Raw genomic sequence first — 25,779 nt, 5'->3', positions numbered from 1 at the left:
GCTCCTCTCCCCTGTGGTGCGTAACGCGGTGTGCTGACGGCGCACGGGCCGTCGTTCCTTCGGTCTATGCGGCTTCCCGGTCCCACAGCCGGCCGGAGAAGGCGCGGTGCCGGAGGGAGGCGAAGAGCTCGTCGAGGGCGGCGAGTTGGGCCCGGTGGGTCACCTTGCACGCCTCGATGGCTTCGATCCGCCGGGCGAATTCCTCCTGGAGGCCGATCGGCGGAATCTCGCACTCGAACTCCAGGAGTTTGGCCTTGGAGATGTTCAGCATGGAGGCGGCGCTTCCCGACGCCAGCTCCTGAAGCCTTCTGCGCTTGGGGGGGAAGGTGAGCAGGCCGTGGAGGTACACCTTGTTCACCGGAGCGCCGTCGGCGACGACCAGCCGGAAGACGAGGTCGGGCATCAGCAACCGCTCGGGGGTCGAGCGGACGTAGGCGCACGCGGCGACCAGGTCCGGCGTGTTCTTCCGGCTGAGGAGCAGGTCCCCCGCCGCCACCTCGTGCCGGGTGTCCGGGACGGACCCGCTCGGCAGCGCCTTGTTCTCGCCGGGGACGAACACACAGCGCGTGACGGCGCCCAGCTTCAGGACGCCCCACTCCCCCGGGCCGGCCGGACGGTCCAGGCACTTCGGGCTCTTCCCGCTGTCGACGCGGAGCAGGAACTCCTTCATCTTCGAACGGTCCCAGCCCCGGGGGTTCGCCAGGGGGTCGCCGAACATGTCGAGGAAGACCGACCGGGCGAGGTCGTCGAGCAGTGCGATCGCCTCTCGCCGCCCGGTCCGGAGAGCGTCGACCCGGTCCAGGACAGCGGCGACGCGGCGCTGTTCGGCGAGCGGGGGGAGCGGCACCTCGATCTCGCGCAACGTCTTCACGGAGAGGTGTTTCACCGTGGCGTACGGGGTCGCGTCCTCGATCTCCTTGAGGACCGCGGGCAGGAATCCGACCAGGTACCCCGTGTCGAGCAGGTCGGACGTGTTGACGATCTTGCACACCCGCTGGTTCAGCAGGGCCTTGCCGCCGCGCCAGGGCGCCAGGGAGAACTCCCCGTCCATCCCGATGAGCTGGTCACCGTCGCAGACGATGAAGTCGGGGTCGTAGTCGCCGCTGTAGAACGTGGACGAACGGCCGCTCTTGACATCGCGGATGCGCACGACGGGAAGCCCGTCGCCGTCCGTGTTGAAGAAACTGGACTTGAAGGCGAACCCGGACAGGAATGACACATGGTCGCCGAGTCGCACCACCGCGGGAGGGTTCACCGCAGCATCCCCCTCAGCTCGGCCGTCCCCTGGGCGATCTCCGTGTCCAGCCGCTCCAGGTCGGCGAGGATCTCCAGCGGTGCCCGGGCCGTGATCTCCTTGTGGACGGACTCCTTGTAGCGGTTGATGCTCAGGGCGTAGTCCTTGGCCTCGATGTCGGCCCTGGGAACGCAGAAACTCTGCTCGGTGCGGGCACGGACACGCTCCGTGCCGTCGCGCTCGAACCAGCGGGCGAGGACGTCGGGGAGGTTGTTCCTGACCCGCTCCTCCTCCGTCAGCGGGTCGCCCACCGGGCGTACGCCCAGGCGGTCCTCCGTCAGGAGCGGGACGCGCTTGTCGTCGAGGCTCTGGCCGTCCGCCTGGACGTCGTAGAACCAGACGTGGTCCGTACCGCCGCTGTCGGTCCGGGTGAAGAAGAGAATCGCGGTCGAGACCCCGGCGTACGGCTTGAACACGCCGCTGGGGAGTTTGACGACCGCGTCGAGCTTCTGGTCCTCGACCAGCATGCGGCGCATCTCCCGGTGGGCCTTCGACGCGCCGAACAGCACACCGTCGGGCACGATGACCGCCGCTCTGCCACCGGGCTTGAGGAGCCGGAGGAAGAGAGCCAGGAACAGCAGCTCCGTCTTCCTCGTCCGCACGACACGAAGCAGGTCCGCGGCCGTGGACTCGTAGTCCAGGCTGCCCGCGAACGGCGGGTTCGCGAGGATCAGGGAGTACTTCTCCGCGTCGTCGCTCGCGGACTCGGCGAGCGAGTCACGGTGCCGGATGTCCGGGTTCTCGACGCCGTGCAGCAGCATGTTCATGGACCCGATGCGCAGCATCGTGGAATCGAAGTCGAAGCCGTGGAACATCGACTCGTTGAAGTGCCTGACCTGCTCCGCGCCGAGCAGTGCCTCTCCGTGCTCACGCTTGACGTACGAAGCGGTCTGCACCAGGAAGCCCGCGGTGCCGCACGCCGGGTCACAGACCTCGTCGCCCGGTCGGGGCTGTGTCATCTCGACCATCAGGTCGATGATGTGGCGGGGGGTGCGGAACTGGCCGTTCTGGCCGGCCGAGGCGATCTTGGCGAGCAGGTATTCGTAGATGTCGCCCTTGGTGTCACTGGACCCCATGGAGATGTCGTCCAGCAGGTCGACGACCTTCGCGAGGAGGTTGGGACTCGGGATCGTGAACCGGGCGTCCCGCATGTGGTGCGCGTACGTCGAATCGTCGCCGCCCATGCGTCGCAGATACGGGAAGACGCCCTCCGAGACGATCCGGAACATGATCTCCGGGTCTTTGACCTTGAAGTTCTTCCAGCGCAGATCCTGCTGGCCGTCGGTGAAGAACGGGTCGGGGTCGGGCTTCTTCGTGTGCGTCGCCCTGTTGTCCTTGCGCGTCTGGAGCTCGTCCAGCCGCTTGACGAAGAGCAGCGATGTGATCTGCTCCATCACCTCCAGCGGATTGGAGATGCCCCCCGACCAGAACGCGTCCCAGACACGTCCCACCTTGCTCTTCAGCTCACCGGTAATCACCCGGTGAGCTTACTTCCGCCCTCTGACACTCCGGGTCCCGGCGGACCGCTTCCGGCCGCGGCGGACCGCTTCCGGCCGCGGCGGGTCACGACGTTCCGGGCCCGGCCGGCCGTGAGCACCGACGCCGTGAACGGCCGGAGGCCGGGACCCCGCTGGGGGACTCCCGGCCTCCGGCCTGTGTGCGTGCGGGCGTTACGCGGTCAGCTTGGCCAGGGCCGCGTCGACGCGGTTCAGGGTCTTCTCCCGGCCCAGGATCTCCAGGGACTCGAAGAGCGGCAGGCCGATCGTGCGGCCGGTGACGGCCACGCGGACCGGGGCCTGGGCCTTGCCGAGCTTCAGGCCGTGCTCCTCGCCCGCGGCGAGGATCGCGTTCTTCAGGGCGTCGGCGTTCCACTCGGCGTCGGCCAGCTTGGCGCGGGCCGTGACGAGAAGGGCGTCGGAGCCCTCCTTCATCGCCTTGGCCCAGGAGGTCTCGTCCGTCACGGGCTCGTCGAGGAAGAGGAAGTCGACGTTGGCCGTGATGTCCGAGAGGACGGTGACCCGGGTCTGCGCGTAGGGGGCGATCTCCGCGAACCGTTCCGCGTCGAAGGACTCCGGGGTCCAGGGGGCGTACGGGGCGCGGAGCCAGGGGCCGCACGCCTCGGTGAACGCCTTCACGTCGAGCCTGCGGATGTGCTCGGCGTTGATGTGCTCGCACTTCTTCAGGTCGAAGCGGGCCGGGTTGGCGTTGACGTCCTCGATGTCGAACGCCGCGACCAGTTCCTCGACCGTGAAGATGTCGCGGTCCTCGGCGATCGACCAGCCGAGCAGGGACAGGTAGTTGAGCAGGCCCTCGGGGAGGAAGCCGCGCTCGCGGTAGAGGTTGAGCGACGCCTGCGGGTCGCGCTTGGAGAGCTTCTTGTTGCCCTCGCCCATGACGTACGGCAGGTGGCCGAAGTGCGGGGTGGTGCCGTTGCCGACACCGATCTCGGCCAGCGCCTTGTACAGGGCGAGCTGGCGCGGGGTGGAGGAGAGCAGGTCCTCGCCGCGCAGGACGTGGGTGATCTCCATCAGCGCGTCGTCGACCGGGTTGACCAGCGTGTAGAGCGGGGCGCCGTTGGCCCGGACGATCCCGTAGTCCGGCACGTTCTCCGGCTGGAAGGTCAGCTCGCCGCGGACCAGGTCGGTGAAGGTGAGCGGGCCGTCGGGCATCCGGAAGCGGACGATGGACGTCCGGCCCTCGGCCTCGTACGCGCGGACCTGCTCGGCGGTGAGGGCGCGGCAGTGACCGTCGTACCCCGACGGCCTCCCCGCCGCGCGGGCGGCGTCGCGGCGGGCGTCCAGCTCCTCGGTGGTGCAGTAGCAGTGGTACGCGTGGCCGGCCGCGAGGAGCTTGTCCGCGACGTCCCGGTAGATGTCCATGCGCTGCGACTGGCGGTACGGGGCGTGCGGGCCGCCGGTCTCGGGGCCCTCGTCCCAGTCGAACCCGAGCCAGCGCATCGAGTCGAGCAGCTGGTCGTAGGACTCCTCGGAGTCACGGGCCGCGTCGGTGTCCTCGATGCGGAAGACCAGGGTGCCGCCGTTGTGCCGGGCGAAGGCCCAGTTGAAGAGGGCGGTGCGGACCAGGCCCACATGGGGGTTGCCGGTCGGGGAGGGACAGAAACGTACGCGGACGTTCGCGTCATTAACCACGCTTGATCACCTTGTTGGTGAGAGTGCCGATGCCTTCGATGGTGACGGCGACCTCGTCGCCGACATGCAGGGGTCCGACCCCCGCGGGCGTGCCGGTGAGGATCACGTCGCCCGGGAGCAGTGTCATGGCCTCCGTGATGTGGACGACCAGATCCTCGATGGAGCGGAGCATGTCGCTCGTACGGCCCAGTTGGCGTTGCTCGCCGTTGACCGTGGCCTGGACGGCGAGGTCGCTGGGGTCGAGGTCGGTCTCCACCCAGGGGCCGAGCGGGCAGGAGGTGTCGAACCCCTTGGCCCTGGCCCACTGCTTCTCACGCTTCTGGGCGTCGCGGGCGGTGACGTCGTTGGCGCAGGTGTAGCCGAAGATGACGTCCTTGACCCGCTCGCGCGGCACTTCGCGGCACATGCGGCCGATGACCACGGCCAGTTCGGCCTCGTGGTGCACTTCGTTCGAGAAGGAGGGGTACACGATGGCGTCGCCCGACCCGATGACCGAGGTGGTCGGTTTGAAGAAGGCGACCGGGACCTCGGGGATCTCGTTGCCGAGTTCGGCGGCGTGCTCCGCGTAGTTGCGGCCGATGGCCACGACCTTGTTGGGGAGCACGGGCGGCAGCAGCCGGACCTTGCTCAGCGCGACCTTGGTGCCGGAGAGCTCGAAGTCGGCGTACGGGATGCCCTTGATGATGTCGAGGACGAGACCACCGGGACCGGCGGCCGCGTCACCCTCGACCGCGCCGAAGGCGACATTGCCGTCGATGGAGAACCTGGCGATGCGCACGGGATGCTGTCGCCCCTCACTTCGTTGCTTGCCGGAAACTGAACCGTTCCAGGCTAACGCCCCGGCCACCTCGGCCGGATTCCGCGGCGGGGTGTCGGGGCGTTCGGGGACGCGGGGATCGGGGCTGTTCAGCGGTCTTCCGGGGCGTCCTCGGCCCGGGTGCGGGAAGCGCCGTCCCAGGTGTCAGACCGTGGCGGAGGGGGCTGCCGCGGCGGGGGCGTCCATCAGGACGGTGCGGCGGGGGTTCGCCGTCCGGGTGGGCAGTTCGACGGCGTGCTCCGGCCGCTCGGGCGTCCGGAGCGCTTCGGCGTCCTTGAGGTGCGCCAGCGTCGTGCGCCGCGGGTTGGCCGTGTTGCGGAACGTCATCGTCGTCTTCATCTGCGGTTCGGACCTCGTCGTTGTGGGCAGTCCCCGAGGGGGCCGCTTGTCGGATTCGCCATCCCTGTAAAGCGCCAGGCTAAACATCCAATTCCCCCAGCCGCCCGGGAAGGTGCGGCGATCATCATGTGAGTTTGCTCACCAAGTGAGTAGCAATTGCCCTATTTCGGACAGCTGATCCTGTCGGGCATACCTCTCACCAGTCACGAAATCATCCCATTCCTCTCCTGATCATGTCGACTGGGACACCTCGCACCACTGAGCGAATACCGCGCAATCGTCCGCTTTGCCCGTGAAGATTATCCACGGCTTGTCACACTTTCATCACAAGGCGTCACCCAGGTCACAGCCCGGTACATGGGCCTTGTTGGAGATCCGGCACTGTGCTGGAATTCCACGCACCGCCGCGGGTTCTCGACAGACCGGCGCGTAGGGGCGCAACGCAGCGCCGAGCCGAGTGGCGGCGGATAGGGGGAAGTACGCCGGTCACTCACGACCACCGCGGGGCGCGTCGAGCGCCCCAAGACGCCGACACCGTCCCGCCCGCCCAGGCGGAGGGACGCCTGGTCCAGAGGTTGCGACGCTAGTGCAGGGACGTTTCAAGAGGGATGGCGCTGGGTCTCCCCAGGCCCGCCAGGGCCGAGGGGAAGCTCCGGCGGAACAGGAGCCGCGCGGCGGGAACGACCGCGGTTCCTCGCCCCAGCACGCCCAGAATCCCGGACCGGCCCCGGCCGGTGACACCGGCGACCGCGCTCAGCGCCAGGGAGCCGCCACGAACAACGGCGGCGACCGCGCCCCGCAGTCCGGTCCGCAGCCCAGGACCGCCGCCGACCCGGCCGCGGCCGGCCGGTCCCGGGGCCCTGTGGACACCGGTTCGCGTCTCGCCCTGCGCAACTGGCGCATCAGCACCCGTCTGGTCTCCCTGCTCGCCCTCCCCGTGGTCGCGGCGACCACCCTGGGCGGTTTCCGCATCAACGAGTCCATGCAGGACATGCAGCAGCTGGAGCACATGCAGCTGCTCACCCGCATGACCAAGCAGGCGACCGCGCTCGCGCAGGCCCTCCAGGTCGAGCGTGACCAGTCGGCCGGTCCGCTGTCCAACGGCACCAAGGCCACCGACTACAAGGTCACCGCGCCCCGGAAGAAGACGGACGACGCGAAGAACGCCTTCTTCGAGGCGACCAACGAGATCGGCGACACCGACGGGGACGAGGCGCTGGAGGGCATCCACTCCAGCGTCAACCAGATCGCCACCCAGCTCGGCCAGATCCGCGACATCCGCAAGGACGCGTACGCGGGCAACCAGCCGAGCCTCCAGACCGTCGACGCGTACAGCCAGCTGATCACCTCGCTGCTCAGCCTGTCGCAGGACATGGCGCAGGCGACCAGCAACCCGGAGATGATCAAGCGGACCCGCGCCCTGGCGGCCTTCTCCTCCGCCAAGGAGTACGCGTCGATCCAGCGCGCGATCATCGCCGCCGCGCTGCCCGGCAGCCGTACCGGCGCGCCCCACCTCAACAAGAACGACCAGCAGTTCGGCCGCGCCGCGCTGCGCAAGGAGAGCCTGGCCCGCAACTCGTTCGCCGCGATCTACGAGAACACCGGGCACAGCGCCGACGAGCTGACCGCTCCGCTGGAGAACGGCAACCCCGAGATCAAGTCCGCCGACACCTACGCCAAGCGGGTGCTCGACACCACGAACGACCTGTCCGGGCCGCAGCGTACGTACCTCGACTGGTACGAGCAGAGCTCGACCAAGATCAAGACCATGGAGACCATCGAGGAGACGCTCCTCAGCGACATGGAGGCCAAGGCCCGGGAACTGCGCGAGGAGTCCCAGCGCGAGGCCATCATCAACGGTGCGCTGATCGTGCTGGTCCTCGGGGTCTCGCTGGTCGGCGCCTTCGTCGTCGCCCGGTCCATGATCCGCTCGCTGCGGCGCCTCCAGGACACCGCGACCCGGGTCGCCCAGGACCGGCTGCCCGAGCTCGTCAAGCAGCTCTCCGAGTCCGACCCGCAGGACGTCGACACCTCGGTCGAGTCCGTCGGTGTGCACTCCCGGGACGAGATCGGCCAGGTCGCCGCGGCCTTCGACGACGTGCACCGCGAGGCCGTCCGGCTCGCCGCCGAGCAGGCGCTGCTGCGAGGCAACGTCAACGCGATGTTCACCAACCTCTCGCGCCGCAGCCAGGGCCTGATCCAGCGCCAGCTCTCGCTCATCTCCGAACTGGAGTCCCGCGAGGCCGACCCGGACCAGCTGTCCTCGCTCTTCAAGCTCGACCACCTCGCGACCCGTATGCGCCGCAACGGCGAGAACCTCCTCGTCCTCGCGGGCGAGGAGCCCGGCCGCCGCTGGACCCGTCCGGTGCCGCTGGTCGACGTGCTCCGCGCCGCCGCCTCCGAGGTGGAACAGTACGAGCGCATCGAACTGGCCGCGGTGCCCGCCACCGAGGTCGCGGGCCGCGTCGTCAACGACCTCGTGCACCTGCTCGCCGAGCTGCTGGAGAACGCCACGTCGTTCTCCTCGCCGCAGACGAAGGTGCGGGTCACCGGTCACGCGCTGCCCGACGGGCGGGTGCTCGTCGAGATCCACGACACCGGTATCGGTCTCTCCCCCGAGGACCTGGCCGCGATCAACGAGCGACTGGCCTCGCCGCCCACCGTGGACGTCTCGGTCTCCCGCCGCATGGGTCTGTTCGTGGTCGGCCGGCTGTCGCTGCGCCACGGCATCCGCATCCAGCTGCGGCCGTCCGACTCCGGTGGTACGACCGCGCTGGTCATGCTCCCCGTCGATGTCGCGCAGGGCGGCAAGCAGCCGCCCTCGAAGCAGGGCCTCGGACAGCAGCAGGGCGGCGCCCCCGGCGGTCTGCTCGCCGGCGGTCCGGCCACGGGAGCGGGCAACGGCTCGCGTCCCGGCCTCGGTGGCGGCCCGGCCGCTCCGGGCGGACGGCTCCCCGCGGGCGGCGGCGCGCAGCGCGGGCAGGTCGGCGCGGGCTCCGGTCCGCGAGCCGCGCTCCCGGCGCGCGACGGCGGCCCCCGCAGGCCCCAGCAGGATTCCGGTGTGCCCGACGCCCCGCGTCCGGAGCGCCCGGAACCGCCGCGTCAGGGCGGCGGTCTCGCCGGTGCCTTCGGCGGCGGCGCCCGGCTCGGTGCCCGTGGTGGTCAGGGCCGGGGCGACGGCTCCGGCCGTACGGACTCGGGTCAGCCCGGTCTGTTCGGCCAGCGCCCGCAGATCCAGCAGAACCGGCCGCCGCAGCAGGCCCCGCAGCAGCAGGGACAGCACGGGCAGGGCGGCCAGGACGGCTTCCAGCAGACCGGTGACCCCGGCCACCGGCTGCCGCCCCCCGGCGGCCCGCGCGCCGAGCTGCCCGGCGGCAACCCGCAGCCGCAGCGCGCGCAGGCCCCCGGCTGGGGCGCCCAGGAGCAGCCGGGCGCTCCCCGGCGCGCACCGCTCGACGACGCGCCGCGTGGTCACGACGAGCACGGGTCCACCGGCCAGTTCGACCGGCCGATGAACCCGCTGAACTCCCGTGGGCCGGTGGACGACCGCCAGAACCCCGCCGCCACGGCGGAGTTCGCCCGTCCCGACTTCTCCGCACCGCAGACCCAGCAGATCCCGCAGGTGCCGCAGGTCCAGCAGGGCCACCACGCCGCGCCGCAGCAGGACCCGGCCGGCACGGCGCAGTTCCCGCGCCTGGACTTCTCGGCGCAGCCGCAGGCTCCGCAGCAGGACCCCGCGAGCACCTCGCAGTTCGCCCGCCCGGACTTCGGGCACCAGCCCCCGCAGCACCAGGGACTGCCCGCACCGCGCCCGCACGGCCAGGGCCCCGAGGACCACCGGGCCCGCCAGGACCGTCTGCCCGTGCGCCCGGCCGACGAGTCGCAGCAGCTGCCCATCCCGGTGCGGCAGCCGCACCAGCAGGAGGAGCTGCCCCCGGCGGGTCCCGGCGACGGTCGTACACCGCTGTACGACACCCTGGAGACGAACTGGTTCCACGGACCGCACCAGGGCGTCCAGCCGCAGGCCGCCGAGCCGGAGCAGCAGGCTCCGGCCGCCCCCCAGTACTCTGCCGAGTCCTCCGCTCCCGCCGCGCCGCGGCGTCCGGCGGGCGACACCGGCAGTAGCAGTTCCTGGCGCGCCTCGCCGAACGACGAACTCGTACGGCAGGCGGAACGGGTCAAGAAGCCCGCGGCGGGCGGGGTCACCACCTCGGGCCTGCCGCGCCGGGTGCCGCGTGCCAACCTGGTACCGGGCACCGCTCAGCAGCAGAACCATCAGTCAGGTCCCCAGGTCTCGCGTGCGCCCGATGACGTGCGCGGACGGCTGACCAATCTCCGCCGGGGCATCCAGCAGGGGCGCCAGGCCAACAACGGCCCGTCGACCGGCAGTTTCCCGATCGGCCCCACTCACCAGCAGGAGCGTTAGTTGAGCCCGATGAGTCAGGCCGCACAGAATCTGAACTGGTTGATCACCAACTTCGTGGACAACACCCCCGGGGTGTCGCACACGGTGGTGGTCTCCGCCGACGGACTCCTGCTGGCGATGTCCGAAGGTTTCCCACGCGACCGCGCCGACCAGCTGGCGGCCGTCGCCTCCGGTCTGACCTCGCTGACCGCCGGCGCCTCCCGGATCTTCGAAGGGGGGGCCGTCAGTCAGACGGTGGTGGAGATGGAGCGCGGTTTCCTCTTCCTCATGTCCATATCCGACGGTTCCTCACTGGCCGTTCTCTCCCACCCGGACGCCGACATCGGTCTGGTCGGGTACGAGATGGCGCTTCTGGTCGACCGCGCGGGCACTGTCCTCACCCCGGACCTCCGTGCCGAACTCCAGGGCAGTCTGCTTCACTAGGCGGCCCGTGGACCGGTGACACCAACCAGGTGTCCCCGGTGCACAAACCCTCAACCCTCGTCCGTCCGGCCGCCCAGTTCCCCCACCGGCCCCTTCAGACGGCAAGCCGACACTCTGCTGTCACGCCCGGAGGATTCATGACCCCGCCACCCGCCTCACCCGATCCGTACGGCGCTCTGCATCACGCGTCGTACGACGGTGAAGGCGACCAGCCGCTGGTCCGTCCCTACGCCATGACCGGCGGCCGGACCCGGCCGCGTTACCAGCTCGCGATCGAGGCCCTGGTCAGCACCACCGCCGACCCGGCGCATCTGAGCACCCTGCTCCCCGAACACCAGCGGATCTGCCACCTCTGCCGCGAGGTCAAGTCGGTGGCGGAGGTGTCGGCCCTGCTGTCGATGCCGCTCGGCGTGGCGCGCATCCTCGTCGCCGACCTGGCGGAAGCCGGAATGGTGGCCATCCACCAGCCGGGCAACGGAGAGGCCGGCGGCGCGCCGGATGTGACACTGCTCGAAAGGGTGCTCAGTGGACTTCGCAAGCTCTAGCGGCGGTGCGGCACGGGCCACTACCTCCGCGAAGATCGTGGTGGCAGGGGGCTTCGGCGTGGGTAAGACCACGTTCGTCGGTGCCGTTTCGGAGATCAATCCGCTGCGCACCGAAGCCGTGATGACGTCCGCGTCCGCGGGCATCGACGACCTGACGCACACCGGGGACAAGACCACCACCACGGTGGCCATGGACTTCGGCCGCATCACCCTGGACCAGGACCTGATCCTGTACCTCTTCGGCACCCCCGGCCAGGACCGCTTCTGGTTCATGTGGGACGACCTCGTCCGCGGCGCCATCGGCGCCGTCGTCCTCGTCGACACCCGCCGCCTCGCCGACTGCTTCCCCGCCGTCGACTACTTCGAGAACAGCGGACTCCCCTTCGTCATCGCCCTCAACGGCTTCGACGGACACCAGCCCTACACCCCCGACGAAGTACGCGAAGCACTCCAGATCGGCCCCGACACCCCGATCATCACGACGGACGCCAGGCATCGTGCGGATGCCAAGAGCGGTCTGATCACGCTGGTCGAGCACGCCCTGATGGCACGGCTCAAGTAGCACGGCCCGGGTGGTCACGTGGTGTTCGCGGGCCGTGACGGTTGTCGCGGCCGGACGGGGGCGGCCTGTGTCGTTTGACACGAACCGCCCCCGTATTCATAACGTTTCGACAGAGAATTGGCTCAACTTCGGCACCCGACGCATCCGACCGGTACCACTGTGCTCATCTGAGTCCCGCCATTTGACGGGGCTCGCTCTTTATGCCCCTTTTATCTGAGGCTTGCGCCACTCCGGGGTACCGGATTCAACTGTTTGGAAGGCGGCCGGTACCCGTGCTGCAATTCGACAAAACTCCCGAGTAGTACGGGCCTGAACGAAACACGGCACAGCGTAGGTGCCGACGCCGAGAGGTTGTTGGTCGAGTGAGGCGAAGGAACGAGGGCCCCGCGGCCCAGCTGGAGCGGGGCAACTTCACGCCGCCGCCGCGGGCCGTCGCATCACCCGGCGCCCCTGCGGACGGCGGTCCCCCCGTCGGCGGCAACGGCGGCAGCCGGCTCTCCCCGCGCAACTGGCGGGTGCCCACCCGGCTGAACGCGATCCTGCTGATCCCGGTCATGGTCGGCCTGGTCATGGGCGGCTTCCAGGTGAAGGGTTCGATCGACACCTGGCGGGAGGCCCAGGACGCCGAGAGGACCGCGCTGATCGTGCGCGCGGCCTCGGAGTACGGCCAGGCGCTGCTCAACGAGCGTGACCTGTCCGCGCAGCCGCTCCTCGCCAACGAGCGTGACGACGAGGGTGTGGCGCAGGTCCGTGCCACCACCGACGCCGCCGCCGCGAAGTTCGACCGGGCCGTGCGGAGTCTGCCCGGGAACCAGGGTCTGGAGCGTCGCCTCAAGCTGTTCCGCCAGGAGGAGCCCACCCTCCCCGATCTGCGCAAGACCGCCTTCGCCAAGGCCATGGACCCGGTGCGGACGGAGGAGGGCTACACCAAGGTCCAGCACTCGCTGATGGAGTTCTCCAACGAGCTCGGGTTCGGCACCGGGAACGTCAGCAGTTACGGGCGTACGGTCTACGCGATCGAGCTGGCCAAGGCCGCAGAATCGCTTCAGCGCGCCATCGGCATGCATCTGCTGGTGCGTCCCAGCGCGGACCGCGCCACGTTCGACGCCCAGGTCCGGACCTTCAGCTCGTACAACTACATGGAGACCATCGCCCTCGCGGAGTTCGTCTCCGGCGGCACGGAGGCCGACGCGGACCGGCTGAAGCAGGTCATGGCCGCCAAGGCCGTCGAGAGCGAGAAGAAGCTCAGGACCGTCAAGGAGCAGGCCGAGGCCGCGGGGCAGCCGTTCGTCGCGCCGCCCGTCGTCAACGGGTCCGCCTACGACGGCATGGCCGAGGAGATCGGCCTGGGCAGGACGCGGGCCCAGCTGAAGGCGAAGGGCATCACGCCCGAGATGTGGATGGCCGCCAGCACCGCGAAGTTCGAGGGCTACAGCACGGTCGAGGCCGAGCTCGTCGACCGGGCGGTGACCGAGGCCGCGGACATCTCGGCCGGTGCCAGGAACGACGCCTTCATCAACGGCGCGGCCGTCGTCGTCGCGCTGCTCGCCGCCTTCGTGCTGGCCGGGCTCATGGCCCGGCAGATGAGCCGGTCGATGCGTCGGTTGCGCACCGCCGCCTTCGACGTCGCCGAACAGCGGCTGCCGTCGCTCGTCGACCAGCTGTCCCGGACCGATCCCGGCCGGGTCGACACCCGGGTCCGGCCGATCCCGATCGACAGCCACGACGAGATCGGCGAGGTCGCCCGCGCCTTCGACCAGGTGCACCGCGAGGCCGTCCGGCTGGCGGCCGAGCAGGCCATGCTCCGGGGCAACGTCAACGCGATCTTCACCAATCTGTCGCGCCGCAACCAGTCGCTCATCGAGGGCCAGCTGACCCTCATCACCGATCTGGAGAACCGCGAGGCCGATCCGGACCAGCTGGCGACCCTCTTCCGGCTGGACCACCTGGCGACCCGGATGCGCCGTAACGGCGAGAACCTCCTCGTCCTCGCGGGCGAGGAGCCCGGCCGCCGCTGGAACCAGCCGGTGCCGCTGGTCGACGTGCTCCGCGCCGCCGCCTCCGAGGTGGAACAGTACGAGCGCATCGAGCTGTCCGGGGTGCCGGAGACCGAGATCCACGGCCAGTCCGTCACCGACCTCGTGCACCTGCTGGCCGAGCTGCTGGAGAACGCCACGATGTTCTCCTCGCCGCAGACCAAGGTGCGGGTCAACGCGACCCGGCTGCCCGACAGCCGGGTGATGATCGAGATCCACGACAAGGGCATCGGTCTGACCGCCGAGGACTTCGCGGACATCAACCACAAGCTGGCCAACCCGCCGACCGTGGACGCCGCGGTGTCGCAGCGCATGGGCCTCTTCGTGGTCGGCCGGCTCGCCGGCCGGCACGACATCCGGGTCCAGCTGCGTCCCTCGGGCGAGCAGGCCGGGACGACGTCCCTGGTGATGCTGCCGGACGCGATCACTCACGGCGGTGGTGGCGAACCCGCCGAGGGCCAGGACGACTTCACCGTCTCGTCGATCATCCCGGAGCAGCAGTCCTTCGAGCCGGAGCCCCAGCGGGCCGATGCCCGGACCGCGGCGGATCTCGGCTTCGACGACTCGCGTTACGAGCGGCCGCCGACCGATCCGGTCGGCCGTTCACTGCTGCGTGAGGAGCGGCGGGCCGCGCTGGGTACGCCTTCGGGCGAGCCCGGCCCGGCGGCCGAGGCGTACCCGCCGCGGCAGGCTCCCTATGACGGCCTTCAGCCGCCCTACGGCGCGCAGCCCGCGTACGACGGGTCGGAAGCCGGGTACGACGGCCCCGCGCAGCCGTACGAGCAGCCGTACGAGCAGCAGCAGGCGGCGTACGCGCCGCAGGAGCCGTACCAGCAGCAGACGCCGTACCCGTCGGAGTACGGGGCGTACCCGCCCGCCACCGGTCCCGTCGAGCCGGACGTCCACCCGGGCCAGGGCGCGTACGGTCAGCCGGCCGGTCACGACCCGCTGGGCGGCCATCCGGAAGCCGCGTACGGCGTCGCCGACGGCGTGCTGCCGCAGTACGGCGAGGAGTTCGGGCAGCGGACCGACCGGTCCCCGCTCGCCGCGTGGCCGGAACAGGCCGGGTATCAGGGCGGGTACGAGCCACTGACGCGGACCGAAGCGGAATCTGCGCCGACCGAGCCCGCCGAGGCGCCCGAGCGCGTAGGCTTCGATCGTCCGGGCCCCACCCACAACTCCGGGCACGAGCTGACCGAAGCGGGTCTGCCGCGCCGGGGCGGCCAGCAGCACAGGCAGCCTCCCGCCGGCGCCGACGACCAGCCCGTCGCCGCGGGACAGCCGCCGCAGCAGCGGGAGTCGACGCCGCCGCGGCAGCCTTCCGCGCAGCAGGACGGCGACGGTTCCGACGACTGGCGCTCGACGAACGACGAGCGCTGGGAGCGGGCCGAGAAGCTTCGTGAGCCGAAGGCGGGCGGGGTCACCCCGTCCGGTCTTCCCAGGCGGGTGCCCAAGGCGAACCTGGTCGAGGGCACGGCGGAGCAGACCCAGCAGGGCGGCCCCCAGGTCTCCCGCGCTCCCGAGGACGTCCGCGGCAGGTTGAGCAATCTGCGGCGGGGGGTCCTGCGGGGACGCAACGCAGGTTCGGACACAAGTAATACCTACAACCAGGAGCGTTAGTGTGAGCCCGATGAGCCAGGCGGCGCAGAATCTGAACTGGTTGATCACCAACTTCGTGGACAACACCCCCGGGGTGTCGCACACGGTGGTGGTCTCCGCCGACGGACTCCTGCTGGCGATGTCCGAGGGTTTCCCACGCGACCGCGCCGACCAGCTGGCGGCCGTCGCCTCCGGTCTGACCTCGCTGACCGCCGGCGCCTCGCGGATCTTCGAGGGCGGCGCGGTGAACCAGACCGTGGTGGAGATGGAGCGGGGATTCCTCTTCATCATGTCCATCTCGGACGGTTCCTCACTGGCCGTGCTCGCCCACCCGGACGCCGACATCGGTCTGGTCGGGTACGAGATGGCGCTTCTGGTCGACCGCGCGGGCGGGGTCCTCACCCCGGACCTCCGCGCCGAACTCCAGGGAAGCCTTCTCAACTGACAGAACGGACAGTGCGCTTCCCGCCACCGCGCCATAGGGTGCGGTGGCGCGGCCCCATCGGGAGCGGCGAGGAAGACGGAGGAGGAGACGTGGCAACACCACCGGACGGCAACCCCCATGACGGTACGCACCGCGTTCCGGGCGCGTACGGCGAGAACCGTTTCGCCGCCCCCTCCGCGCAGGACGGGTACGGCTCCCAGGAGCCCTACCGGCCGCACCGGTCACCTCAGCCCTCTCAGGCGCAGGATTCGCAGTGGCCGCCGCGGTCGCATCGACCGCCGTGGCAGCAGCAGTCCCCTCGCGGTCATTCACCCCAGCGGCCACCGGGTGTCCAGCCGGAGCAGCCGTGGGGAACCCAAGAGCCTGCCGCGCCCGCGGCGCACAATCCGCTGGTCCGTCCGTACGCCATGACCGGCGGCCGGACGCGTCCGCGTTACCAGCTCGCCATCGAGGCGCTGGTAAGTACGACGGCCGATCCGTCCCGGTTGCAAGGGCAGTTGCCCGAACACCAGCGGATCTGCCGGCTGTGCTTCGAGATCAAGTCGGTTGCCGAGATCTCGGCCCTTCTCTCGATCCCCCTCGGCGTTGCCCGAATCCTCGTAGCCGACCTGGCAGAGGCCGGACTCGTCGCTATCCATCAGCCCGGCGGCGACGAGACCGCCGGCGGCCAGCCAGATGTGACACTGCTCGAAAGGGTGCTCAGTGGACTTCGCAAGCTCTAGCGGCGGAGCAGCACGCTCCACTACCTCCGCGAAGATCGTGGTGGCAGGGGGCTTCGGCGTGGGTAAGACCACGTTCGTCGGTGCCGTTTCGGAGATCAATCCGCTGCGCACCGAAGCCGTGATGACGTCCGCGTCCGCGGGCATCGACGACCTGACGCACACCGGGGACAAGACCACCACCACGGTGGCCATGGACTTCGGCCGCATCACCCTGGACCAGGACCTGATCCTGTACCTCTTCGGCACCCCCGGCCAGGACCGCTTCTGGTTCATGTGGGACGACCTCGTCCGCGGCGCCATCGGCGCCGTCGTCCTCGTCGACACCCGCCGCCTCGCCGACTGCTTCCCCGCCGTCGACTACTTCGAGAACAGCGGACTCCCCTTCGTCATCGCCCTCAACGGCTTCGACGGACACCAGCCCTACACCCCCGACGAAGTACGCGAAGCACTCCAGATCGGCCCCGACACCCCGATTCTCACCACGGACGCCCGCCATCGCGCGGACGCCAAGAGCGCGCTCATCACGCTGGTCGAGCACGCCCTGATGGCACGACTGCGGTAGGCGGGCGGGACCGGTCGGGCGGTCCCCCGGCTCACGCGGAAGGCCCCGCGCTCCTTGAGGAGCGCGGGGCCTTCGGCGTGGTGCGGGGCCGGGCGGGTGGGGTCCCGCTCCGGGGAGTTCAGCCCTGCCAGCTGTGCGGGGCGCGGAAGCCGGGGGTGCGTTCCAGGCGGCGCCAGCCGGCGGTGTCGCTGCCCCGGCGGACGGTGGCGGCGGCGGGCCGGGCGGCGGCGCGGGCGAGCAGGACGGCGGTGATGGCAGCCAGCTCCTCGGGGTCGGCGTGCCCCTTCTCGACGCGCAGCACTGACTCGGCGGAAGTGATGCTCATGAGGTGGTCTCCGTCTCTTGTGGTCTCGGCGTCTTCGGCCCCGCTCCGCAGGATCACTGCGGGGGGTTGCCGTGCTTGCGGGACGGCAGGTCCGCGTGCTTGGTCCGGAGCATCGCGAGTGAGGCGATCAGGATCTCGCGCGTCTCGGCGGGGTCGATGACGTCGTCGACCAGTCCGCGCTCGGCGGCGTAGTACGGGTGCATCAGCTCGGCCTTGTACTCCTTGACCATCCGGGCACGCATGGCGTCGGGGTCCTCGGCGTCGGCGATCTGACGGCGGAAGATGACGTTGGCGGCGCCCTCGGCGCCCATCACGGCGATCTCGTTGGTGGGCCACGCGTAGGTCAGGTCGGCGCCGATGGACTGGCTGTCCATCACGATGTACGCGCCTCCGTAGGCCTTGCGCAGGATCAGCGAGATCCGCGGCACGGTGGCGTTGCAGTACGCGTAGAGCAGCTTCGCACCGTGCCGGATGATCCCACCGTGCTCCTGGTCCACCCCGGGAAGGAAGCCGGGGACATCCAAAAGGGTGACGATGGGGATGTTGAAGGCATCACACATCTGGACGAACCGCGCGGCCTTCTCGGACGCCTCGATGTCCAGCACGCCGGCCAGTGACTGCGGCTGGTTGGCCACGATGCCGACGACCTGGCCGTCGAGCCGGGCCAGGGCGCAGATGATGTTGCGCGCCCAGCGCTCGTGGATCTCCAGGTGATCGCCGTCGTCGACGAGCTCCTCGATGACCTTGTGCATGTCGTACGGGCGGTTGCCGTCGGCGGGGACCAGGTCCAGCAGCACGTCACCGCGCCGGTCGGCCGGGTCGTCGCTCGGGACGGCGGGCGGGTTCTCCCGGTTGTTGGAGGGGAGCATCCCGATGAGGTAGCGCACCTCGGCGATGCAGGTCTCCTCGTCGTCGTACGCGAAGTGCGCGACGCCCGAGGTCTCGGCGTGCACGTCGGCGCCACCGAGGCCGTTCTGGGTGATCTCCTCGCCGGTGACCGCCTTCACGACGTCCGGTCCGGTGATGAACATCTGCGAGGTCTCGCGGACCATGAACACGAAGTCCGTCAGCGCCGGGCTGTACGCGGCGCCGCCGGCGCACGGGCCGAGCATCACGCTGATCTGCGGGATGACACCGGAGGCACGGGTGTTGCGCTGGAAGATGCCGCCGTACCCGGCGAGCGCCGAGACACCCTCCTGGATGCGGGCGCCGGCGCCGTCGTTCAGCGAGACCAGCGGCGCACCTGCCGAGATGGCCATGTCCATGATCTTGTGGATCTTCGTGGCGTGGGCCTCGCCGAGCGCCCCGCCGAAGATCCGGAAGTCGTGCGCGTACACGAAGACCGTACGGCCGTCGACCGTGCCCCAGCCGGTGATGACACCGTCGGTGTACGGCTTCTTCGCGTCCAGGCCGAATCCGGTGGCCCGGTGCCTGCGCAGCTGCTCGACCTCCTTGAACGAACCCTCGTCCAGGAGCAGCGCGATGCGTTCCCGGGCGGTCAGCTTGCCCTTCGCGTGCTGCGCCTCGGTCGCGCGGTCGCTCGGTCCGCGCCTGGCCTGTTCGCGCAGTGCGCGCAGCTCGGCCACGCGGCCACGCGTGTCACTCGGCTCGGCGGGGGTCTCGTCCACAACGGTCATGCGTCGACCCTACGAACTCCGCCAAGAAAACCCGACGTCAAATTCACACAGTCTCCTGGCCCGTTTCCTGGTGAAGGTGAACAGAAGACGCCTTCGACGGAGGCCAAGTACCAGCTCACAGAGGTTTGCCTTTGTATGGGGTCCACAAAGGTCACTATGTGGCATACGGCACATGGAGACAGGCGCGGAACCGATCCGACCTTAGATGTTGAAATTTGAACAAGACAGGTCTACAGTCAATCTCGTTGAAGGTTAAACATCTTCGATCATCTGTCGATCCCGTCCCCGAGGAGGAGCCATGGCTCTGTTCAACCGCAAGCACGCCGACGACACCCGGTCCGCCACCACCGCCACGGTTCCCGTGGACCCGGCGCTGGCCGCCCTCACCGGGGAGTACACGATCGACCCGTCGCACAGCCGCATCGGCTTCTCCGTGCGGCACGCCATGGTCACCAACGTCCGGGGCTCCTTCGGTGACTTCGAGGGTTCCCTGACCCTGGACGGCTCCGCCCCGGAGAACTCGGCCGCGGCCATCGACGTCAGGATCGCCGGCGTCGACACCGGCATCGGCGACCGCGACGGGCACCTGCGCAGCGCCGACTTCTTCGACGCGGACCGGTTCCCGCTGATGAGGTTCCGCTCCACCCGCGCCGAACAGCTCGGCGGCGACACCTACCGCGTCACCGGCGACCTCACGATCAAGGACGTCACCCGCCCGCTCTCCATCGACCTGGAGTTCAACGGCTCCGCGACCGACGTCTACGGCAGCGAGCGCGTGGGCTTCGAGGGCGGCGCCGAGATCCTGCGCTCCGACTGGGACCTGACCTGGAACGCCGCGCTGGAGGCCGGAGGCGTGATGGTCAGCGACAAGGTCCGGCTGACCTTCGACATCTCCGCGGTCAAGGTCGCCGCGCCGCAGGGCTGACCCAGTGCACGGCCGACGCGCCGGGGGCCGGGACGGAACCGAAGAGGTCTTCCGTCCCCGCCCCCGGCGTTCCGCGTGGCCGGCTACTCCGTCGGCTCGACCCCGGCCCGCAGCAGGCCGTAGGTGTACGCGTCCTCCAGCGCCTGCCAGGACGCCGCGATGATGTTCTCCGCGACCCCGACGGTCGCCCACTCCCCCGCGCCGTCACCCGTGGTGATCAGGACCCGGGTGGTGGAGTCGGTACCGGTGCGGCCCTCCAGGATGCGCACCTTGTAGTCGACCAGTTCCAGCTTGGCGAGCTGCGGGTAGATCCGCTCCAGCGCGACACGCAGCGCGCGGTCCAGCGCGTTGACCGGACCGTTGCCCTCGGCGGTCGCGACGATCCGCTCGCCCTTGGCCCACAGCTTCACGGTCGCCTCGTTGGCGTGCGTGCCGTCGGGCCGGTCCTCGACGATGGCCCGCCAGGACTCGGTACGGAAGTGGCGCCGCGCCTGCCCGTCGACCTCGGCGCGCAGCAGCAGTTCGAAGGAGGCGTCGGCGGCCTCGTACGTGTAGCCCTTGAGTTCGCGCTCCTTGACCCGTTCGACGACCCGTCCGACCAGCTCGCGGTCGTCACCGAGGTCGATGCCGAGTTCCTTGCCCTTGAGCTCGATCGAGGCGCGGCCCGCCATGTCCGAGACGAGCATCCGCATGGAGTTGCCGACCAGCGCGGGGTCGATGTGCTGGTACAGGTCCGGGTCGACCTTGATCGCGGAGGCGTGGAGCCCGGCCTTGTGGGCGAACGCGGAGACCCCGACGTAGGGCTGGTGGGTGGAGGGGCTGAGATTGACGACCTCGGCGATGGCGTGCGAGACGCGGGTCATGTCGGCGAGCGCGCCCTCGGGCAGGACGGTCCTGCCGTACTTGAGCTCCAGCGCGGCGACCACCGGGAACAGGTTGGCGTTGCCGACCCGCTCGCCGTAGCCGTTGGCGGTGCACTGGACGTGGGTGGCGCCCGCGTCGACGGCGGCCAGGGTGTTGGCGACGGCGCAGCCGGTGTCGTCCTGGGCGTGGATGCCGAGCCGGGCTCCGGTGTCGGCGAGGACGGTGGAGACGACGGCCTGGACCTGGGCGGGCAGCATCCCGCCGTTGGTGTCGCAGAGGATGACGACGTCGGCGCCCGCCTCGGACGCGGCGCGGACCACGGACTTGGCGTACTCCGGGTTGGCGCGGTAGCCGTCGAAGAAGTGCTCGCAGTCGACGAAGACCCGGCGGCCACGCTCGCAGAGGTGGGAGACGGTGTCGCGGACCATCTCCAGGTTCTCTTCGAGCGTGGTGCGCAGGGCCAGTTCCACATGGCGGTCATGGGCCTTCGCCACCAGGGTGACGACCGGGGCGCCCGATTCGAGCAGGGCTCTCACCTGCGGGTCCTCGGCGGCCTTGGCGCCGGCCCTGCGGGTCGCGCCGAAGGCGACGAGCTGGGCGTTGCGGAATTCGATCTCCTGCTGGGCGCGGGCGAAGAACTCGGTGTCGCGGGGGTTGGCCCCCGGCCAGCCGCCCTCGATGAATCCGACGCCGAAGTTGTCCAGGTGCCGGGCAATGGTGAGCTTGTCCGCGACCGTCAGGTTGATGCCTTCACGCTGGGCCCCGTCGCGCAGTGTGGTGTCGAAGACATGGAAACTGTCGTCGCTGGCCTTGGCCTTGGTGGTCATGCTGGTCTGACTCCTGTCGGATGAGTGGCTCCGGACGATCTGGCTCCACTTGCCCCCATCATCCCGGGTGCCTCGTTCCGGCCGAGGTGAGGGCCGAAAACGAAAAAACCCCTCGCGGGTGCGAGAGGTCTGCGCGCGGGTCTGGGGCACGGTGGCCATGCCGTACTCGGGTGTACGGAACAGTCACTGCGGACCGGCGCGCCTGCTGCCGATAATCATGGCGAACGAGGACACGGAGGAAGTCTCGCACACCGCCGCCGCCCCGTGTGCCCCGTCTCAGGATGCGGGCGTGACCCCCGCCGCGTCGGACGTCACCGGCCGTACGGTCTTCTCCGGTACGGCCCCGACCCGGCCGAGGTCGATGTCGCGGGTCTCGCGCATGGTCAGGTAGACGACCAGCGAGACGGCGGCGCAGCCCGCCACGTACCAGTAGAAGCCCGACTCGGCGCCCGCCTTCTTGAACCAGAGCGCGACGTACTCGGCGGTGCCGCCGAAGAGGGCGCTGGCGACGGCGTACGGGAGGGCGACGCCGAGGGCGCGGATGCCGGTCGGGAACAGCTCGGCCTTCACGCAGGCGTTGATCGAGGTGTATCCGGTGACGACGAGCAGGGCGAGCAGCGCCAGCCCGAAGGCGGGCCAGAAGGTCCCCGCGTGCCGCAGCAGCGTCATGATCGGCACGGTCAGGAAGGTCGAGCCGACGGCGAAGGTGATCAGCAGCGGACGGCGGCCCACGCGGTCGGAGAGCATCCCGGCCAGTGGCTGGACGCACATGAAGACGAAGAGCGCGCAGAAGCTGACGAGCGAGGCGGTGGACTTCTCCATGCCCGCGCTGGTGGAGAGGAACTTCGTGAGGTAGGTCGTGTACGTGTAGTACGCGACGGTGCCGCCCATGGTGAGCGCGACCACCAGGAACGCCTCGCGCCGGTGCCGCCACAGCGCGGTGAGCGTGCCCCGGTCGTCCTGGCCGGCGGCGCCGGAGTCCGCGTACACCTCCGTCTCCAGCATGGAGCGGCGCAGGTGGAAGACCATGGCCGCGCCGGCCGCGCCGACGACGAACGGGATGCGCCAGCCCCAGCTGTGCAGGGCCGCCTCGGACATGGTGCGCTGGAGGACGATCTGGAGGCCGAGGCCGACGAGCTGGCCGGCGGTCATGGAGACGTACTGGAAGCTGGAGGCGAAGCCGCGCCTCTCGGGGGCGGACGCCTCGGTGAGGTAGGTGGCGCTGGCGGCGTACTCACCGCCGACCGACAGACCCTGGAGCAGCCGGGCGGCCAGCAGGACCGCGACGCCGCCGTATCCCGCGACGTCGTAGGTCGGGGCCACGGCGATCAGGACGGCGGAGGCCGACATCAGGGTCACGGTCAGGGTGAGCGCGGCCTTGCGGCCCTTGCGGTCGCCGATCCGGCCGAGCAGCCAGCCACCGACGGGCCGCATGAAGAAGCCGACCGCGAAGATGCCCATGGTGTTCATGAGGTTCGCGGTCCCGTTGCCCTCGGGGAAGAACGAGTCGGCGAAGTAGACGGCGAAGGTCGCGTACACGAACCAGTCGAACCACTCGACCATGTTCCCCGCGGAGCCGATCCAGATCCGCTGCCATCGCTGACGTCCCATGGTCGGTCACCGTGCCGCAGCGCCGGGGAGCGCGACAAGGGCGCGCGCCGCGACGGTCCGGCGTACGTACGTGCGCCCCCGTCCACGGAAGGGGGACTTCCGGGCACGGGCCGTGGCGTGAGGTGGTGAGGGCACCGAGACGCGGAACGACGTCGCAGGACCCGGTGACCTGGGCGCTCCGCGGGCCCGGGAGCGACGCAGGCCGCGCCCGGGGTGAGGGCGCGGCCTGGTGCGTTCGGCGGGCAGGGGGTCAGCCCAGTTCGTGCATCCAGCCGTGCGGGTCCGCCGCGGTCCCGCGCTGGATGTCCAGCAGCGCCTCGCGGAGCTTCAGGGTGACCGGGCCGGGGTTGCCGTCGCCCTGGGTCCAGTCGCCGCCGTTCGACCTGACCGAGCCGACCGGGGTGATGACGGCGGCGGTGCCGCAGGCGAAGACCTCGGTGAGGGTGCCGTTCTCGGTGTCGCGCTTCCAGTCCTCGGTGGTCACGCGGCCCTCCTCGGACCGGAGACCGAGGTCCTGGGCGATGGCGAGCAGCGAGTCACGGGTGACGCCGGCGAGGAGGGAGCCGGTCAGCCGCGGGGTGACGACGCGGTCGCCGTACACGAAGTACAGGTTCATGCCGCCCATCTCCTCGACGACCTTGTGCTCCAGCGCGTCGAGCCACACGACCTGGTCGCAGCCCTTCGCGGCGGCCTCGGCCTGGGCGAGGAGGGAGGCCGCGTAGTTCCCGCCGGTCTTGGCGAAGCCCATGCCGCCGGGGACGGCCCGGACGTAGTTCTCGGAGAGCCAGACGGAGACGGGCTTCACGCCGCCCTGGAAGTAGGCACCCGCCGGGGAGGCGATGACGATGAAGAGGTACTCGTTGGCCGGTTTCACACCCAGCCCGACCTCGTTGGCGATCATGAAGGGGCGCAGGTAGAGCGATTCCTCGCCGCCGTGTGCCGGAACCCACGCCTTGTCCTGCTGGACGAGCGCGTCGCACGCCTCGATGAACGTCTCGACCGGCAGTTCGGGCATGGCGAGCCGGCGGGCGGAGACCTGGAAGCGCTCGGCGTTGCTCTCGGGACGGAAGGTGGCGACCGAACCGTCGGGCTGCCGGTACGCCTTGAGCCCCTCGAAGATCTCCTGCGCGTAGTGCAGGGTCATGTTCGCCGGGTCCATGGACAGCGGCGCGTACGGCGTGAGCTGGGCGTCGTGCCAGCCGCGGCCCTCGGTCCACTTGATGGTCACCATGTGATCGGTGAAGTGGCGGCCGAAGCCGGGGCTGGCCAGGATCGCCTCGCGCTCCGCGTCGGACAGCGGGTTCGAGGAGGGCTTGAGCTCGATCGTGGGCGTCGTCATGATGCGTCCTTCACCTTTTGTGTGTGAGGGACCGCGCTCACGTCCTTCCTGCCGGACAGGTATGAGGACGTCCGAGTTTTCCCGCAAGCCCCGGCCCCGCGTTCGATTATCGCTCGCGGGTGGCCGTGCGTGAAATGGCGTGATCGCGGTCCTGGGTTCGATGGTGACACCCGGGGCCGCACAGGAGAAGCCGCCGGGTGCTGTCGCGACCCGGCGGCTTCGAGGTGGAGTCGTCGGGTCAGCCCGCTACGCGTACCGCGAGCGCGTCGCCGATCTCGTCGGTGGTGCGGGGGCTGTCTCCGCGCTCCGCCAGGTCGGCGGAGACGGCGTCCTCGATGCGCAGGGCCTCGGGCTCGTGGCCGAGGTGGCGCAGCAGCAGGGCGACGGAGAGGATCGTGGCGGTCGGGTCGGCCTTGCCCTGGCCCGCGATGTCGGGGGCCGAGCCGTGGACCGGCTCGAACATCGAGGGGAAGGCGCCCGTCGGGTTGATGTTGCCGGAGGCGGCCAGGCCGATTCCACCGGTCACGGCGGCGGCGAGGTCGGTGAGGATGTCACCGAAGAGGTTGTCGGTGACGATGACGTCGAAGCGATCCGGCTGGGTGACGAAGAAGATCGTCGCCGCGTCGACGTGCAGATAGTCGGTGGTGACCTCGGGGTACTCGGCGCCGACCCGGTCGAAGATGTTCTTCCACATGTGGCCCGCGTACACGAGGACGTTGTTCTTGTGGACCAGCGTCAGCTTCTTGCGGGGGCGCGCGTTCGCGCGCTCGAACGCGTCACGGACGACCCGCTCGACCCCGAACGCCGTGTTGAGGCTGACCTCGGTGGCGACCTCGTGCTCGGTGCCGGTGCGCAGCGAGCCGCCGTTGCCGGTGTACGGGCCCTCGGTGCCCTCGCGGACGACGACGAAGTCGATGTCGGGGCGGCCGGCCAGCGGGGACGCGGTGTTCGGGAGGAGCTTGGAGGGGCGCAGGTTGACGTAGTGGTCGAAGGCGAACCGCAGCTTCAGCAGCAGACCGCGCTCCAGCACACCGGAGGGCACGGACGGGTCGCCGATCGCGCCGAGCAGGATGGCGTCGTGGCCCTTGAGGGCTTCGAGTTCCGCGTCGGGGAGGGTTTCACCGGTGCGGTGCCAGCGCTGGGCGCCGAGGTCGTACTCCTTGGCCTCCAGCTTCACGTCCTGCGGAAGGACGGCGGCCAGGACCTTGAGACCCTGGGCCACGACCTCCTGGCCGATACCGTCACCAGGGATCACTGCGAGATCGATGCTGCGAGACATGTCGGCACCCTACGCCGCGTCCCATCCCATGACATCAGGTGTCCACCATACGG

The 25,779-nt window shown here is 70.0% G+C and carries 20 protein-coding genes; 9 read left to right on the top strand and 11 right to left on the bottom strand.

Features of this window, described 5'->3' with window-relative positions; translation table 11 throughout:
• Positions 1-64 precede the first annotated feature (64 nt).
• From PZB75_RS23615 to PZB75_RS23595, 5 genes are all read right to left on the bottom strand, one after another.
• Positions 65-1,255 carry a restriction endonuclease subunit S gene (locus PZB75_RS23615; RefSeq protein WP_275537299.1) on the bottom strand — a complete coding sequence of 397 codons (1,191 nt, stop codon included), beginning with the start codon at positions 1,253-1,255 and terminating at the stop codon, positions 65-67.
• Positions 1,252-2,772, bottom strand: a complete 1,521-nt coding sequence (locus PZB75_RS23610) for a class I SAM-dependent DNA methyltransferase (protein WP_275537298.1) — start codon at positions 2,770-2,772, stop codon at positions 1,252-1,254. Before PZB75_RS23610 ends, PZB75_RS23615 begins: the two co-directional genes overlap by 4 nt.
• Before the next feature lie 192 nt (positions 2,773-2,964).
• Complete coding sequence (gene gltX / locus PZB75_RS23605; RefSeq protein ID WP_275537297.1) at positions 2,965-4,443, bottom strand: glutamate--tRNA ligase; 1,479 nt, start codon at positions 4,441-4,443, stop codon at positions 2,965-2,967.
• The gene (locus tag PZB75_RS23600; RefSeq protein ID WP_275537296.1) at positions 4,436-5,221 is read right to left on the bottom strand and encodes a fumarylacetoacetate hydrolase family protein; all 786 of its coding nucleotides are present in this window, start codon (positions 5,219-5,221) and stop codon (positions 4,436-4,438) included. Before PZB75_RS23600 ends, gltX begins: the two co-directional genes overlap by 8 nt.
• 183 nt (positions 5,222-5,404) lie before the next feature.
• Positions 5,405-5,599: a hypothetical protein gene (locus PZB75_RS23595; RefSeq protein ID WP_275537295.1), complete on the bottom strand. Its 195-nt coding sequence runs from the start codon at positions 5,597-5,599 to the stop codon at positions 5,405-5,407.
• Positions 5,600-6,185: 586 nt separating this feature from the next.
• Between PZB75_RS23595 and PZB75_RS23590 the strand changes: the two genes are divergently transcribed.
• The 8 genes from PZB75_RS23590 (at position 6,186) to PZB75_RS23555 (ending at position 16,919) form a co-directional block, all read left to right on the top strand.
• Positions 6,186-10,025 (top strand): sensor histidine kinase, encoded by a 3,840-nt coding sequence (locus PZB75_RS23590; RefSeq protein WP_275537294.1) that lies wholly within the window; start codon positions 6,186-6,188, stop codon positions 10,023-10,025.
• Positions 10,026-10,034: 9 nt separating this feature from the next.
• Entirely contained in the window at positions 10,035-10,448 is a 414-nt protein-coding gene (locus PZB75_RS23585; protein WP_275537293.1) for a roadblock/LC7 domain-containing protein, read from the top strand.
• 137 nt (positions 10,449-10,585) lie between these two features.
• On the top strand, positions 10,586-10,993 hold the full coding sequence (locus PZB75_RS23580; RefSeq protein WP_275537292.1) for a DUF742 domain-containing protein: 408 nt from the start codon (positions 10,586-10,588) through the stop codon (positions 10,991-10,993).
• Positions 10,974-11,555, top strand: coding sequence for an ATP/GTP-binding protein (locus tag PZB75_RS23575; protein WP_275537291.1), 582 nt, complete (start codon positions 10,974-10,976; stop codon positions 11,553-11,555). Before PZB75_RS23580 ends, PZB75_RS23575 begins: the two co-directional genes overlap by 20 nt.
• Before the next feature lie 362 nt (positions 11,556-11,917).
• Positions 11,918-15,211 (top strand): nitrate- and nitrite sensing domain-containing protein, encoded by a 3,294-nt coding sequence (locus PZB75_RS23570; protein ID WP_275537290.1) that lies wholly within the window; start codon positions 11,918-11,920, stop codon positions 15,209-15,211.
• 10 nt (positions 15,212-15,221) lie between these two features.
• Positions 15,222-15,635 carry a roadblock/LC7 domain-containing protein gene (locus tag PZB75_RS23565; RefSeq protein ID WP_073771622.1) on the top strand — a complete coding sequence of 138 codons (414 nt, stop codon included), beginning with the start codon at positions 15,222-15,224 and terminating at the stop codon, positions 15,633-15,635.
• Positions 15,636-15,724: 89 nt separating this feature from the next.
• A complete protein-coding gene (locus PZB75_RS23560; protein WP_275537289.1) occupies positions 15,725-16,357 on the top strand; it encodes a DUF742 domain-containing protein in 633 nt (210 codons plus the stop codon).
• Entirely contained in the window at positions 16,338-16,919 is a 582-nt protein-coding gene (locus PZB75_RS23555) for an ATP/GTP-binding protein (protein ID WP_014048542.1), read from the top strand. The genes PZB75_RS23560 and PZB75_RS23555 overlap by 20 nt, the downstream gene beginning before the upstream one ends.
• Positions 16,920-17,037: 118 nt before the next feature.
• Here PZB75_RS23555 and PZB75_RS23550 read toward each other — a convergent pair whose 3' ends face one another.
• Together PZB75_RS23550 and PZB75_RS23545 are read right to left on the bottom strand one after the other, a co-directional pair.
• A complete protein-coding gene (locus tag PZB75_RS23550) occupies positions 17,038-17,244 on the bottom strand; it encodes an acyl-CoA carboxylase subunit epsilon (protein WP_275537288.1) in 207 nt (68 codons plus the stop codon).
• Positions 17,245-17,297: 53 nt separating this feature from the next.
• Positions 17,298-18,881 (bottom strand): acyl-CoA carboxylase subunit beta, encoded by a 1,584-nt coding sequence (locus tag PZB75_RS23545; protein WP_275537287.1) that lies wholly within the window; start codon positions 18,879-18,881, stop codon positions 17,298-17,300.
• A 298-nt stretch (positions 18,882-19,179) separates the two neighbouring features.
• Between PZB75_RS23545 and PZB75_RS23540 the strand changes: the two genes are divergently transcribed.
• Complete coding sequence (locus PZB75_RS23540; RefSeq protein WP_275537286.1) at positions 19,180-19,806, top strand: YceI family protein; 627 nt, start codon at positions 19,180-19,182, stop codon at positions 19,804-19,806.
• An 83-nt stretch (positions 19,807-19,889) separates the two neighbouring features.
• On the opposite strand, the gene cimA is transcribed toward PZB75_RS23540, so the two are convergent.
• The 4 genes from cimA to PZB75_RS23520 form a co-directional block, all read right to left on the bottom strand.
• Positions 19,890-21,497 carry a citramalate synthase gene (gene cimA, locus PZB75_RS23535; RefSeq protein WP_275537285.1) on the bottom strand — a complete coding sequence of 536 codons (1,608 nt, stop codon included), beginning with the start codon at positions 21,495-21,497 and terminating at the stop codon, positions 19,890-19,892.
• 276 nt (positions 21,498-21,773) lie between these two features.
• Positions 21,774-23,108, bottom strand: coding sequence for an MFS transporter (locus PZB75_RS23530; protein ID WP_275537284.1), 1,335 nt, complete (start codon positions 23,106-23,108; stop codon positions 21,774-21,776).
• Positions 23,109-23,358: 250 nt separating this feature from the next.
• Complete coding sequence (locus tag PZB75_RS23525) at positions 23,359-24,447, bottom strand: branched-chain amino acid aminotransferase (protein WP_275537283.1); 1,089 nt, start codon at positions 24,445-24,447, stop codon at positions 23,359-23,361.
• A gap of 238 nt (positions 24,448-24,685) precedes the next feature.
• Positions 24,686-25,726 carry a 3-isopropylmalate dehydrogenase gene (locus PZB75_RS23520; protein WP_275537282.1) on the bottom strand — a complete coding sequence of 347 codons (1,041 nt, stop codon included), beginning with the start codon at positions 25,724-25,726 and terminating at the stop codon, positions 24,686-24,688.
• Between the last annotated feature and the right edge of the window lie 53 nt (positions 25,727-25,779).

Source organism: Streptomyces sp. AM 4-1-1 (genome assembly GCF_029167625.1).
Taxonomy (GTDB): Bacteria; Actinomycetota; Actinomycetes; order Streptomycetales; family Streptomycetaceae; genus Streptomyces.
Note: the sequence above shows the minus strand (reverse complement) of the source record. Positions and strands in the feature narration are given on the sequence as shown.

Coding starts and splice junctions, on each gene's coding strand:
- cimA (WP_275537285.1), bottom strand. CDS start 21,497: ATGACCACCAAGGCCAAGGCCAGCGACGACAGTTTCCATGTCTTCGAC.
- PZB75_RS23550 (WP_275537288.1), bottom strand. CDS start 17,244: ATGAGCATCACTTCCGCCGAGTCAGTGCTGCGCGTCGAGAAGGGGCAC.
- PZB75_RS23525 (WP_275537283.1), bottom strand. CDS start 24,447: ATGACGACGCCCACGATCGAGCTCAAGCCCTCCTCGAACCCGCTGTCC.
- PZB75_RS23545 (WP_275537287.1), bottom strand. CDS start 18,881: ATGACCGTTGTGGACGAGACCCCCGCCGAGCCGAGTGACACGCGTGGC.
- PZB75_RS23530 (WP_275537284.1), bottom strand. CDS start 23,108: ATGGGACGTCAGCGATGGCAGCGGATCTGGATCGGCTCCGCGGGGAAC.
- PZB75_RS23595 (WP_275537295.1), bottom strand. CDS start 5,599: ATGAAGACGACGATGACGTTCCGCAACACGGCCAACCCGCGGCGCACG.
- PZB75_RS23540 (WP_275537286.1), top strand. CDS start 19,180: ATGGCTCTGTTCAACCGCAAGCACGCCGACGACACCCGGTCCGCCACC.
- PZB75_RS23565 (WP_073771622.1), top strand. CDS start 15,222: ATGAGCCAGGCGGCGCAGAATCTGAACTGGTTGATCACCAACTTCGTG.
- PZB75_RS23580 (WP_275537292.1), top strand. CDS start 10,586: ATGACCCCGCCACCCGCCTCACCCGATCCGTACGGCGCTCTGCATCAC.
- PZB75_RS23520 (WP_275537282.1), bottom strand. CDS start 25,726: ATGTCTCGCAGCATCGATCTCGCAGTGATCCCTGGTGACGGTATCGGC.
- PZB75_RS23585 (WP_275537293.1), top strand. CDS start 10,035: ATGAGTCAGGCCGCACAGAATCTGAACTGGTTGATCACCAACTTCGTG.